Origin of the sequence: Vibrio sp. RC586, from assembly GCF_000176715.1 — a bacterium.
GTDB lineage: Bacteria > Pseudomonadota > Gammaproteobacteria > Enterobacterales > Vibrionaceae > Vibrio.
This window is the reverse complement of record NZ_ADBD01000010.1, coordinates 423727-435789: the sequence shown is the minus strand read 5'-3', so window position 1 is coordinate 435789 and position 12063 is coordinate 423727. Positions and strand designations below refer to the sequence as shown.

Annotated in this window: 12 protein-coding genes and 1 tRNA gene; 9 read left to right on the top strand and 4 right to left on the bottom strand. The window is 47.1% G+C overall.

From position 1 onward, the window contains the following. Positions 1-231: 231 nt before the first annotated feature. Both VOA_RS06055 and VOA_RS06060 read left to right on the top strand, forming a co-directional pair. Entirely contained in the window at positions 232-813 is a 582-nt protein-coding gene (locus tag VOA_RS06055; RefSeq protein ID WP_001009836.1) for an acyl carrier protein phosphodiesterase, read from the top strand. Positions 814-850: 37 nt separating this feature from the next. Further along, positions 851-2116 (top strand): DEAD/DEAH box helicase, encoded by a 1266-nt coding sequence (locus VOA_RS06060; protein ID WP_000005285.1) that lies wholly within the window; start codon positions 851-853, stop codon positions 2114-2116. A gap of 115 nt (positions 2117-2231) precedes the next feature. On the opposite strand, the gene VOA_RS06065 is transcribed toward VOA_RS06060, so the two are convergent. From VOA_RS06065 to VOA_RS06080, 4 genes are all read right to left on the bottom strand, one after another. After that, a complete protein-coding gene (locus tag VOA_RS06065) occupies positions 2232-2990 on the bottom strand; it encodes a TetR/AcrR family transcriptional regulator (RefSeq protein WP_000136995.1) in 759 nt (252 codons plus the stop codon). Positions 2991-3090: 100 nt separating this feature from the next. Then, entirely contained in the window at positions 3091-3399 is a 309-nt protein-coding gene (locus VOA_RS06070; RefSeq protein WP_001236729.1) for a c-type cytochrome, read from the bottom strand. Between the two features lie 132 nt (positions 3400-3531). Then, positions 3532-4539 carry a low-specificity L-threonine aldolase gene (gene ltaE, locus VOA_RS06075; protein ID WP_000347572.1) on the bottom strand — a complete coding sequence of 336 codons (1008 nt, stop codon included), beginning with the start codon at positions 4537-4539 and terminating at the stop codon, positions 3532-3534. 8 nt (positions 4540-4547) lie between these two features. Continuing rightward, a complete protein-coding gene (locus tag VOA_RS06080; RefSeq protein ID WP_000034745.1) occupies positions 4548-5063 on the bottom strand; it encodes an NUDIX hydrolase in 516 nt (171 codons plus the stop codon). Positions 5064-5363: 300 nt separating this feature from the next. Between VOA_RS06080 and VOA_RS06085 the strand changes: the two genes are divergently transcribed. The 7 genes from VOA_RS06085 to artM all read left to right on the top strand — a co-directional run bounded on the left by VOA_RS06085 (position 5364) and on the right by artM (position 11891). Next, entirely contained in the window at positions 5364-7022 is a 1659-nt protein-coding gene (locus VOA_RS06085; RefSeq protein WP_000941299.1) for an ATPase RavA domain-containing protein, read from the top strand. Positions 7023-7030: 8 nt separating this feature from the next. Continuing rightward, positions 7031-8476 (top strand): ATPase RavA stimulator ViaA, encoded by a 1446-nt coding sequence (viaA, locus tag VOA_RS06090; protein WP_000899940.1) that lies wholly within the window; start codon positions 7031-7033, stop codon positions 8474-8476. A gap of 193 nt (positions 8477-8669) precedes the next feature. Continuing rightward, positions 8670-8743, top strand: a tRNA-Cys gene (locus VOA_RS06095). Between the two features lie 260 nt (positions 8744-9003). After that, positions 9004-9732: an arginine ABC transporter ATP-binding protein ArtP gene (gene artP, locus VOA_RS06100; RefSeq protein ID WP_083806592.1), complete on the top strand. Its 729-nt coding sequence runs from the start codon at positions 9004-9006 to the stop codon at positions 9730-9732. Positions 9733-9803: 71 nt separating this feature from the next. Continuing rightward, entirely contained in the window at positions 9804-10535 is a 732-nt protein-coding gene (locus VOA_RS06105) for an arginine ABC transporter substrate-binding protein (protein ID WP_000722153.1), read from the top strand. Position 10536: 1 nt separating this feature from the next. Then, positions 10537-11226, top strand: coding sequence for an arginine ABC transporter permease ArtQ (gene artQ / locus VOA_RS06110; protein ID WP_000244574.1), 690 nt, complete (start codon positions 10537-10539; stop codon positions 11224-11226). Continuing rightward, positions 11223-11891 (top strand): arginine ABC transporter permease ArtM, encoded by a 669-nt coding sequence (gene artM / locus VOA_RS06115; protein ID WP_000662922.1) that lies wholly within the window; start codon positions 11223-11225, stop codon positions 11889-11891. Before artQ ends, artM begins: the two co-directional genes overlap by 4 nt. Positions 11892-12063: the final 172 nt, after the last annotated feature.

Below are 12063 nucleotides of genomic sequence, written 5' to 3'. Positions count from 1 at the left end.
GAAAGGAGTTGTCATAAAACCTTAATCAGAAACGGTTAAAAGGATAAAAAGCGTTAACTAAGGAGGTCAACCATGAGTGACCACAGCCATAATGATGAATGTCTAGAGCTACTTGATGCAATGGAGATTGGTATTACGCTAAGCGGTTACCAAGCAGAACAACAAGAGTCGTCAGACGTTTCACCTGCATAATCTTCCCACTTCGGTTTAAAGCCGAATGTGACACTTCATATGAATTTTCTTGCCCATCTGCACATTGCCCATCACTGTGAAAGTAGTTTGCTAGGCAATTTACTGGGTGATTTTGTCAAAGGTGATCCGACAATTCAGTATCCACAATATGTGGTGCAAGGTATCCGTTTACATCGCTGGGTTGATGCCTACACCGATAGTCACCCAGTGATGAAAGCCGCTAAACACTTATTTCCCTCACCATTGCAACGCTTTGCTCCGATTGCTTTGGATCTGTTTTGGGATCACTGCTTAGTCAATACTTGGTCGAGTTGGCATGAGGAGGCTTTAGCGCAATTTCTAACTCACGCACAACAGGGTATTACCGCAGAAAGTACACAGGCGTTACCGGAGCGTTTTGTGCGCGTGAATCAAGCCATGTGGCAAGGCCAATGGCTTGAATCGTATGCAGAATTTGCCAATATTCGTTATGCGCTTAGCCGAATGGCTCTGCGCAGTGAGCGGATGCAGCCTTTAGTCCACAGCGCGGCGGCACTTGAGGAAAATTACACCGAGTTACAAGCGCTGTTTGATGCGCTTTATCCTGATGTTTTAGAGAAAGCCAAACGCCGTACACTTTGATACAATCCGCGCCCCAAAAGTTCATTAGGTACGCGACATGTCAGAAACCCCCATCACTTTTTCGCAACTCGGCTTAGATCCTCATTTGCTGAATACGTTGAGCGATCTGGGGATCGTCAATCCCACCCCGATCCAGCAGCAAGCGATTCCTTATGTATTGCAAGGAAAAGATGTGCTGGCAGGTGCGCAAACCGGAACGGGAAAAACGGCAGCGTTTGGTCTGCCTTTGATCCAACGATTTATTGAACAGCCTTGGGTACGGGAAGAAAACAGCAAAGAGATCCGCGCGTTAGTGCTAGTGCCAACTCGTGAGTTAGCCCAGCAAGTGCTGGATAGCATGCAAGCCTACGCAAAGGGGACTGAACTTAAGATCGTGGCCGTTTATGGTGGCACGAGTATGAAGGTTCAGCTCAATCATTTGCGCGGCGGTGTGGATATTTTGATTGCGACACCGGGTCGTTTGCTCGATCACGCCCATGTGAAATCGCTGTTTTTGGGCAAAGTTGAAGTTTTGGTGCTTGATGAAGCGGATCGCATGCTCGACATGGGCTTTATGCCGGATCTCCAGCGCGTGCTGCGCCGTTTATCGCCACTGCGTCAAACGCTGTTTTTCTCTGCAACGTTTGATAGCAAAATCAAAGCGGTGGCTTATCGCATTATGCGTGATCCGGCCGAAGTGCAAGTGACGCCATCGAATTCCACGGCAGAAACGGTTCAACAGATGGTTTATCCGGTGGATAAAAAGCGTAAGCGCGAACTGTTGTCTTATTTGATTGGTTCTAAAAACTGGCAACAAGTTTTGGTGTTTACCAAAACACGTCAAGGCAGCGATGCTCTTGCTGAAGAGCTGAAGTTGGATGGCATCAAAGCGGTGTCGATTAACGGCGATAAAAGCCAAGGCGCACGCCAAAAAGCGCTGGATGATTTCAAAGCCGGTAAAGTCCGAGCTTTGATTGCCACCGATGTGGCGGCGCGTGGGTTAGACATTGCCCAGCTTGAGCAAGTGGTGAACTATGACATGCCGTTTAAAGCGGAAGATTATGTGCACCGTATCGGGCGTACTGGCCGCGCAGGGTTAGTCGGTTTGGCGGTTTCTCTGCTGTCACACGATGAAACACCACAATTGGAAGCGATTGAACGTCTACTGAACACGCGTCTTCCACAAGAATGGCTGAAAGGTTTTGAGCCAAGCCCAGAGGTTCGTGAGGAAAATTCACCGCGCCGCTCTAGTGGACGTTCGGCAGAAAAGCGCAAAATGAAAGCCCAGCTTAAGATTCACGCCCAGCGTGGTAAACGAAAATAGCAAAGTCATGATGACATCCAAACTTGTTGTTTGTTGGTAGGCCTTCCTGCCTGTAATTGCAAAGGGGTTGAGATCACCGCTAAGCGGTTTGAATTTCACTGAATAAATAAGGCGCTTAAAGCGCCTTATTTTGTAAAGGGATAAGGTCGGTATCGGTTTGGAAATCACGCCAATCATGGCAGATCTGGTATACCAACTCCCGCACGGATTGAGGTCGCATGATGAAGGGGTCTTCAATGTTAAATTTCACTACCATCAATTGGTTAAACAGCTGCCAATGTCGAAGCAAGCATTCATTGATCTCTTGGGTTTCATCGCACCAAGTTTCCCGTAAAAAAGGCGTCAAACTCGCAGCACTGTGCGTATACATGATCATTTGCCATTTGATTTCCCAAACCTTAATCGGACTTTGGGGAAATTGTTGATTGTAGTCAGTAGCAAGCGACTCAATCAAAACTTGGATTTCACCTGCGGTATCGAGAAAGTAATCAAACAATTTATCCTCTTGACGAACCGCATCGGCGATCAGTTGGATTGGCTGTTTAACAACCAAACCATGCGCTAATAAACGCATGATGAACTGGTAGAGTTTAATATTCACGGGAGTATTGGCAGGAATTTCGGCCAATATTTTCTGCATGTAGTGCACGGTATAGGCGTGTAGCCCATCACTGATGCTATGCCAAATTTTTTCTTTACTGCCGAAGTGATGGCGAATCAAACTGTGGGACACTCCCGCTTTCTCACTGATGTTACGTAGTGAAACACGCGAATACCCGAGCTCACAAAATAGCTCAGCGGCGATCGTTAAAATAAGGTAGCGGGTTTTTTGGGCATCTTGCGCACTGCGACGCCCTTGTCTTTTTTCTGTCATTGCTTAATGTTGGCTTGCTTGGAACTCGCCCATCTTTTACCAGATTTTCGAATCTTTTTCATCGCGTAGAGCATAAAAAGATGCATAACCGCGGTTTGCTTTAAGGCTGTGAAGCATAAAATGCGGCAACATCGCGCAAATCTTGATCATTGAGGCGTTGTAGTTGGGCTTTCATCATTTCCGCCATAGGGCCTGTTTTTTCCCCATTTTGGTAGGCTTTCATGGCGTTATAGAGGTATAGCTCATTTTGATTGTTTAGATTGGGGTAACTAGGTTGGGTTGCCTTGCCATTGCTGCCGTGACAAAAAACGCAACTTGGCGCTTTTTGTTGGCCAAGCACAGGATCGCCACTGGCAAGCAGCGGAGTTGAAATGATGGATAAGCAAAGCAAAGGGAAAATAAGGCGCATCGTTAAGCTCCAAACGAGAGGGCGGATTAATTAGTGCGGAGTGTAAAGCTTCCCCTAAGGGGAAGCTCAAGATGATGTTTGATGAGATTAGATCACTTTGCGATCGAATCGTGCTCGTTGGCCAGTGGTGCTTTAAACCAAGATAGCTTTCAGCTTCGCGAGTAGCGTTTCGATGTCATGACGAGAGATGTCTTTATGCGTCACCAAACGTAAGGGATTTCCCGGAGTGATGATAATGTCGTCTTGGCGCAGTGTCGCCGCAATGGCCGCGATATCAACGGAGGCTTCCAGTTTGGCAAACACAATATTGGTTTGTACCCACTCAGTGTTGACGGAGAACCCCGGCAGAGCATTGAGAGCTTCGGCAAGATAGTGAGCATTATCGTGATCAGTTTTGAGCTGAGCGACTTGCTCGGTCAGCGCCAATTTCCCTGCGGCGGCCAAAATACCTGCTTGGCGCATGCCACCACCCACCATTTTGCGCCAGCGTCTGGCTTTGGCGATAAAATCGTGGGAGCCGAGTAACAATGAACCGACAGGCGCGGCCAAACCTTTGGATAGGCATACCGTCATTGAATCAAAGTATTGTGCGATCTCTTTGACATCCACATCCAGTGCAACAGCTGCGTTGTATACGCGAGCGCCATCAAGGTGCAGTTGCAGCCCATGTTGATTAACGAATTCACGCGCCTTCGCTAAATAGCTGAGCGGAAGCACTTTGCCATTAATGGTGTTTTCTAAACTGAGCAATTTGGTGCGGGCAAAATGTGCGTCATTCGGTTTTATAGCGGCTTGCAGCTTCGCCAAATCGAGGGTGCCATCTGGCTCGTTGTCGATCGGTTGAGGTTGGATCGAACCTAATACTGCGGCACCACCGGCTTCGTAGCGATAGTTATGCGCTTGTTGGCCACACAGGTATTCATCTCCTCGCTCACAGTGAGCAAGCAAGCCTAACAAGTTGGCTTGAGTACCAGAGGTGGTAAACAGCGCAGCTTCAAACCCGTGGCGTATGGCTGCCCACTGTTCTAGCTCATTTACCGTTGGGTCATCACCATACACATCGTCGCCTACAAGGGCTTGCGACATGGCGAAACGCATAGCTTCAGTAGGTTGGGTTACTGTATCCGAACGAAAGTCCATCTTTTCTCCTACAAATATCCGCAAAGTTTGGCTTTACTTAAACAAGCAATGGTTTTTGAGTCAGTAATCTCGTCCGCAATAATTTTTCGCTCCAATTCTTGTGGGGTAAGAAGTAGGACTTCAATCACTTCGTCCTCATCGCAAGAATAGCGGGCAGTTTTACTTAGCGTTTTGGCAACAAAGAGATACTGAATCTCATCGCAGAATCCCGCGAGGGGTGTTACTTGACCGAGGTCGATAAACTGTTGAGCACTAAATCCAGTTTCTTCTTCCAGTTCTCGTTGCGCACAGGTTAATGGAAGTTCGGTGTGTTCAATGGTTCCTGCCGGTAGCTCAATCAACCATTTTTTGAGAGAAGGGCGAAACTGGCGAATCACCACAATTTCTCCCTGTTCCGTGATCGGTAGAATCACGGCGGCGCCGGGATGGGCTATGGTGGTGTGAGTCACCGAATGACCATTAGGAAGCAAAACCTCTTCCTCGACTAAAGCGATGCTTTTCCATTGGTGGATGATTTTGCTCATGGGATGTGTCTTGTAAAACGAATAGGGTAGCTATGAATAAGTACCTTAACTCACGTTAGGTGGCATTCCCAAGTAGAAAATCTGCTTTTTGAGTTGTATTTGGCGGATTGGTGAGAAGTTGAGCCACGAAATGTGCAATCAATGATTACCTGTTGTTTCAAAGAATTGAGATCTGCTATAAGGGTGCGCAAAACAATAAATACACTTTGTAACAATTGAACAACAAATGTATAAAGTGATGGCTTGTTCAATCAATTTAACCCATCTTTTCATCGGGTTTCTTGTCTAAGGAAAATAGAGATGCTGCAACCGACCACTGGCTCTCACGCGAAAAAAGCGCTGCTTTCAGAGCGAATCAATAAGCTGGCCAAAGCGCTCTCTGATGGCGTGTATGAGCGAGAAAATACCATCAAACTCTGTTTGCTGACCGCGTTAGCCGGAGAAAGTGTGTTTTTGCTCGGGCCTCCGGGAATTGCCAAAAGCCTTATCGCCAAGCGTTTGATTCAAGCTTTCGACAATAGCAGTTATTTTGAGTATCTGATGACGCGCTTTTCGACCCCCGAAGAGGTGTTTGGGCCGCTCAGCATTCAAGAATTGAAAGACAATGGTCGCTATGTGCGCCTAACCCAAGGTTATTTGCCTACCGCACAAGTCGTTTTTTTGGATGAAATCTGGAAAGCGGGCCCTGCGATACTCAACACCTTATTGACCGTTGTTAACGAGAAAACCTTCAAAAATGGGAGCGATATTGAACGTGTTCCTATGCGTTTGCTTGTTTCCGCTTCTAATGAATTGCCGGATGAAGACAGTGGACTTGAAGCACTTTATGACCGGATGTTGGTGCGTATCTTCGTTAACCGAATTCAGAACAAGCAAAACTTTAAATCCATGTTGACGGTCGGTACCGCGCAAGAGGCACAGATCCCTGCTGGGTTGGCAATTACCGATGAAGAGTATCACCAGTGGCAGAAACAGCTCGACAAGCTTGAACTCACTGATGATGTCTTTGAAAAGCTGTACCAGTTGAAAAACATGGTTGAAGAACGGTCGAAAGACAGTTCTAGCTCGGATCTGGAAATGTATGTTTCTGATCGACGTTGGAAAAAAGCCGCAAAACTTTTGAAAGCCAGTGCATTTTTTAACGGGCGTGATGAAATTAATCCGTTGGATCTTCTGTTATTACAAAACTGTTTATGGAATACGCCTGAGTCACACGAAGTGGTGCATGAGGTGATCCGCGAGTTCGCTTTACGTTATGCATTTGATCAGGCCGAAGTTGAACAGCAGCTTGACGTGTGCCGCCTTGAGCTTGCCCAAATTCAGGAGGAGTTGGAATCTGAATTTGCTATGGTGTTGTCACTGGAAACCTCTAATGGCCTGATCAAAAAACAGGTTCACCACCAATACGATTTGTCGGATGCCAAAATCTACAAGGTGGGCATGACCCCCGATCTGATCAAACTGGTGTTGCTGCAAAGCAATATGTCGGTATCTGAAGGCGAGAAAGGCGATAGCCGTTGGATTTACGTACAGAAAAGTGAATTAGAGCGCGTGATTAAAGATGGTCATGGTGAAGCCTATGGCTATGTGAACCAAAACACTAACCTCTGCCGCCTACGATTTGACCTTGATGCCAGCAACAATCTGGTGATCAAAGACATCGCTAACCGTTCGGTATTGGTGGCCATGGTTACCAAACAAGGTTTAGAGGAAACGCTTTATCAAAATTGGTTGGCGAAAGCGAATCAAGCCATCGCGCAATTGACTCACGCTGAACATCATTTGCGTAAAGTGCGCCTCAAATTTCATGATGCGCTCCCACATAGTTTTATCGATCCAGAACTACCCACGGCGATGGAAGCCACATTACATTCGTTACAACAGCAGTTGGAAGCGACTCAAGTAGAATGTGAGCGCAATGTAATGCGTATTCGCAATCTCAATCAATTTTTTGCCTAAGGGTTACTATGCTAGGTGCGGATGCGTTCAATCTGGTGTTAAGCATTGCGGAGTCAGGGTTAATTGACACTGCGGTCAATGATTTAGTCGCGCGCTCGCAAGTAATGATGATGGCGGAAAACCGAGGTGTGGGCACCTCGGTAAAAAACCATCTACTCAAATGGCGCAGTAATGTTCGGCGTCGCATGACCAAAGTGTGCGAAACCGAGCGTTTCAAACGTGAATTGGCGCTTTATCAAGAAGTGATCCACTGGGATGAAGTGACCTTCTTTGAGCAAGTTCCTGAATTAGTGAAGAAGCTGGAATGGGATTCCGCATTCTACTTAGAAGCGCGTCGGTTGCTCGAAAAGGAGAAGCTGCATCATAATCCCATGTTCCCTCATTTCTTTTGTGACCAATGGTATAAGTCGTTATCGGATGCGATTCGCCAAGCTCAATTACTGGAACTTACCGCGAACAAAGAACGTATGTTGGCGGATCTTTACCAGCGTATGGAAACCATGCGTAACATGGATAAGGTGACCGAAGCGGGAGATGAAGCGATTGTTGGTCGGCTATGGGATATGGCCGCAGCCAAACTCAGCCGCAATGATCTCACGGTGATGAAGCGTTATGCGGAGTTCCTTAAAAAGCATAAAGGAATGCAGGAGATCGCTGAACAGCTTGGTCGCATGGCAGGGCAGGTGGATGATCCTGACCTCAATCGCGCACCCGCCGAAGAGTTACAAATGGTTGAAGAGCGTTCAGATGAAGCCACCGATGACATTGTTGGCATCCACGAAAGTGACGATTTGAATAAACTATTGCCCAACGAAACGATGTTTTTAGCTTACCCTGAGCTTGAAGTGGTGTTCTATAAGCACTTGGTCGATAAGCGCTTAATGAATTACCGGATGCAAGGTAAATCACGCACACTACGTAAAGTGCGGTCACATCGCCCTGATAATAAGCAGATCGATATTGAAAAAGGCCCATTTGTGCTTTGTGTGGATGCTTCCGGCTCAATGAGTGGTTTCCCAGAGCAATGTGCTAAAGCGATGGCTTATGCGTTGATGCAGATTGCGCTAGCAGAAGATCGAGACTGCTATGTGATGCTGTTCTCTTCCGAATTCATTACTTATGAATTAACACGTCAAGATGGTTTACGTGAAGCGAGCGATTTTCTCAGCTACACTTTCCACGGTGGCACTGATTTTGAACCAGTGATCCTGAAATCCATTGAATTAATGAATGGTGATAAATATCGCAACGGTGATTTGGTGGTAATGTCGGACTTTATCGCGCCAAAGCAAAGTGATGAACTGCTGGCAAAAGTCGCTGCCCTTAAAGCGCGCAAAAACCGTTTTCACGCAATTAGTCTTTCGAAATATGGTAACCCACAGCTGATGAGTATGTTTGATCACTGCTGGAGCTACCATCCCAGCCTCGTTGGACGTTTAATGAAGAAATGGTAATCGGTCGTGGTCCCTGGCCCTCCAGCCAGTAAATGTCAGCCATGGTTTTATTGCGTTACGCCTGTTAGTTAAACAAATCGTTGTAATTCTCAGCAAACAAACCATGATTTCGTTTTTTTGTTTGACTCAGCTCGCACAATCCGTAAAGTACGCAGCGAAAGCAGCAAGGGAGACCACCTTGCATGACTTCAGAGGCGCGTTGGCAGAGTGGCCATGCAGCGGATTGCAAATCCGTGAACCTCGGTTCGACTCCGGGACGCGCCTCCATACTTTTCTGAAGTCAGAGACTAAGCCAGCCAAGCGCTGGTTTTTTTACATCTGCTGTTTGCCATTGCGTCTGCTCCTTCAATAATCCCGTTTTATCCTTTCCAAGTTTTGCCAGTTTCTTCATCACGTTTTATACACTTACTTGTGGTTTAACCAGTCGTTCTTGCTATTCTGAGGTTGTTTTTTTATACATTTTTATTGCATAAAAACACGTTCGTAGTAGTATCAATGCCAGATGATAATTAATGCAGTATGTCAGCATGAGTATTCGAGTTAACGGAATTAATAAGTCTTATGGCCCTACAAAGGTGCTGCACGACATCCATTTTGAATGCGCTAAAGGTGAAACTTTAGTGCTGCTTGGCCCTAGCGGTGCAGGCAAAAGTTCTTTGTTGCGTGTGCTTAATCTATTAGAGAGTGCCGATAACGGCCAGCTGCATATCGCCCATCAAGATTTTAATTTTTCTCAAGCACCTTCTGAGCAGCAAGGCTTAGCGCTACGCCGTAAAGTAGGTATGGTGTTCCAGCAATACCATCTGTGGCCACACATGACGGTGCTAGAAAATTTGATGGAAGCGCCGGTGAAAGTGTCCGGTGTTGTTAAGGCACAAGCCAAACAGCAGGCGATGGAGATCCTCACCACCTTACAACTGGCGGATAAAGCGGATGCTTGGCCGTTGCAACTTTCTGGTGGGCAGCAGCAGCGCGTGGCGATTGCGCGCGCACTGATGATGAAGCCGGAAGTTTTGCTGTTTGATGAGCCGACTGCCGCGCTTGACCCAGAAATTACCAATCAAGTCGTGAAAATTATCAAAAAGTTAAGTGGCACTGGGATCACGCAAGTGGTGGTGACTCATGAAGTCGACTTCGCCAAGAAAATCGCTAGCCATGTACTTTACCTCGAAAAAGGGCGCATTGTTGAACACGGCACCCACGAATCTTTTATTCATCCGCAGACTCAACAGTTTGCCGATTATTTGAAACATTAAGTTACTGATATTAGTCCACAGATTCTGGTCATTGATGCGGCCAGATTTCGCAGAACACATGGAGTATTGCAATGAAAAAGATCCTATTAGCGTCTTTAATCGGTTTGGTATCGGCTAGCGCAGCTGCGCAGCAAGAGATCAAGTTTGTGATGGAAGCCACTTATGCCCCGTTTGAATACATGGATGAAAATAACCAAATCCAAGGCTTCGATGTGGATTTAGCCAATGCGTTGTGTAAACAGCTCGAAGCAACATGTAGTTTTCACAACCAAGCGTTTGATAGCTTGATCCCTGCACTGAAATTCAAACGTTATGACGCGGCAATTTCGGCAATGGACATCACCGAAGCGCGTTTAGAGCAGGTGAATTTCTCCAACCCGTACTACGACAACTCAGCTGCATTCGTTTCTCTGGCGGGCAAAGTGGCGGATCAAGCAGCGCTAAAAGGCAAACGTGTTGGTGTGCAAAATGGCTCGACTCACCAAAGTTTCCTACTTGAGCAACTGCCGGACGTGGTCGCGGTGCCATACTCAAGCTACCAAGATGCGTTCATTGATATGAAAAATGGCCGTATAGATTCTGTGTTTGGTGATACTGCCGTGGTGGCCGAGTGGTTTAAAGGTGAAGGTAATCTGGCTTACGTGGGGGAGCGCGTAACGAATGCTCAGTATTTCGGCAATGGCTTTGGTATTGCGGTAAATAAAGATAACCAAGCGCTGCTAGATCAATTGAACGCTGCTTTGGAAGCGGTCAAAGAGAATGGTGAATACGCCGCTATCTTCAATAAGTATTTCGGAAACTAAGATGGTGTTAACGGGCTACTCTTTATCACTGGTACAAGCAAGTTGGATGACGCTGCAAATTGCGTTGGCCAGCTTGTTGGTTGGTTTACTATTGGCACTTGTGTTTGCCGGTGGGGAAATGGCAAAACTCAAGCTGATCAAATGGCCAACGACTTTGTTGGTCACGGTGATCCGCGGTTTGCCTGAGCTTTTGGTGGTGCTGTTTATCTACTTTGGCTCGACCCAAGTGCTATTTTTAATCACTGGTGAATTCATTGAGATTAGCCCGTTTATTTCTGGCGTGATTGCGCTCTCGCTGATTTTTGCTTCGTACGCTTCGCAGACGTTGCGTGGTGCACTCAAAGCCGTGGGCAGAGGGCAGCGTGAAGCGGCCAGCGCGTTAGGAATTCCGCCTAGCCACGCATTTATTCGTATTGTGCTGCCGCAAGCGGTACGCCATGCACTTCCCGGCTTAATGAACCAATGGTTGGTGCTACTTAAAGATACGGCGCTAGTTTCTTTGATTGGGGTGACGGATCTGCTCAAGCAAGCGCAGCTTACTTCGGCCGCAACCCATGAAGCCTTTACTTGGTATGCAACGGCAGCCGCGGTGTATCTGGTGATCACATTGATCACACAGCGCGCCGTCAAAGTGATTGATAACAAGTTCTCGATAGCAGGCATGAGCCACAGCCAAGGAGCCAGCGCATGAAAGAGCAACACCTATGGCAACTGCTTGAAGGCTTAGGCACCAGTTTGCAACTGACGGCAGCTTCGCTGCTGGTGGGCTGCATATTGTCGCTCTTGATGACCGTAAGCTTGGTGATGCGTACCCCCATCGTGCATTGGTTTAGCCGTGCGGTGATCACCTTGTTTACCGGCACTCCGCTGCTGGTGCAAATTTTCTTGGTGTATTACGGCCCAGGGCAGTTTGAATGGATCCGCGAAAGCGTACTTTGGGTATGGCTGAGCCAACCTTGGTTTTGCGCTATGTTGGCTTTGGCGCTCAACACGGCGGCGTACAGTACGCAATTGTTTAAAGGGGCATTTAACGCGATTCCTAGCGGACAGTGGCAAGCGTGCCGCGCGTTAGGCATGAATAAAATTGCTACGCTACGGGTGTTGCTGCCTTATGCCTTGCGCCGTGCAGTGCCCACCTATTCGAACGAAGTGATTTTGGTGTTTAAAGGCACTTCGCTGGCCAGCACCATTACCATTATGGATTTGATGGGCTACGCGCAGCGTATCAACGCCCAAACCTACGATACGCTGACGGTCTTTGGAGTAGCGGGGGCATTTTACCTTACGGTGAATGGCATTCTGACCCTGATCTTCCGCCAAATCGAGAAAAAATCGTTAGCGTTTGAGGCGTATTGATTTTTAGTGTTGAATGGTTTTTGTGCGTTGTGCACGCCATTTGTACGCTATGGTGTGCTTTTTAATCACTTGATTAAATTGCTGAAATTTTTTATTGACCAGAAATCTTAATCCGTTAAAGTACGCCTCGTTCTCACGGCAAAGCTCGTTAGAACAGATGGTGTCTTCCATC

Coding starts and splice junctions, on each gene's coding strand:
- VOA_RS06055 (WP_001009836.1), top strand. CDS start 232: ATGAATTTTCTTGCCCATCTGCACATTGCCCATCACTGTGAAAGTAGT.
- VOA_RS06060 (WP_000005285.1), top strand. CDS start 851: ATGTCAGAAACCCCCATCACTTTTTCGCAACTCGGCTTAGATCCTCAT.
- VOA_RS06065 (WP_000136995.1), bottom strand. CDS start 2,990: ATGACAGAAAAAAGACAAGGGCGTCGCAGTGCGCAAGATGCCCAAAAA.
- VOA_RS06070 (WP_001236729.1), bottom strand. CDS start 3,399: ATGCGCCTTATTTTCCCTTTGCTTTGCTTATCCATCATTTCAACTCCG.
- ltaE (WP_000347572.1), bottom strand. CDS start 4,539: ATGGACTTTCGTTCGGATACAGTAACCCAACCTACTGAAGCTATGCGT.
- VOA_RS06080 (WP_000034745.1), bottom strand. CDS start 5,063: ATGAGCAAAATCATCCACCAATGGAAAAGCATCGCTTTAGTCGAGGAA.
- VOA_RS06085 (WP_000941299.1), top strand. CDS start 5,364: ATGCTGCAACCGACCACTGGCTCTCACGCGAAAAAAGCGCTGCTTTCA.
- viaA (WP_000899940.1), top strand. CDS start 7,031: ATGCTAGGTGCGGATGCGTTCAATCTGGTGTTAAGCATTGCGGAGTCA.
- artP (WP_083806592.1), top strand. CDS start 9,004: ATGAGTATTCGAGTTAACGGAATTAATAAGTCTTATGGCCCTACAAAG.
- VOA_RS06105 (WP_000722153.1), top strand. CDS start 9,804: ATGAAAAAGATCCTATTAGCGTCTTTAATCGGTTTGGTATCGGCTAGC.
- artQ (WP_000244574.1), top strand. CDS start 10,537: ATGGTGTTAACGGGCTACTCTTTATCACTGGTACAAGCAAGTTGGATG.
- artM (WP_000662922.1), top strand. CDS start 11,223: ATGAAAGAGCAACACCTATGGCAACTGCTTGAAGGCTTAGGCACCAGT.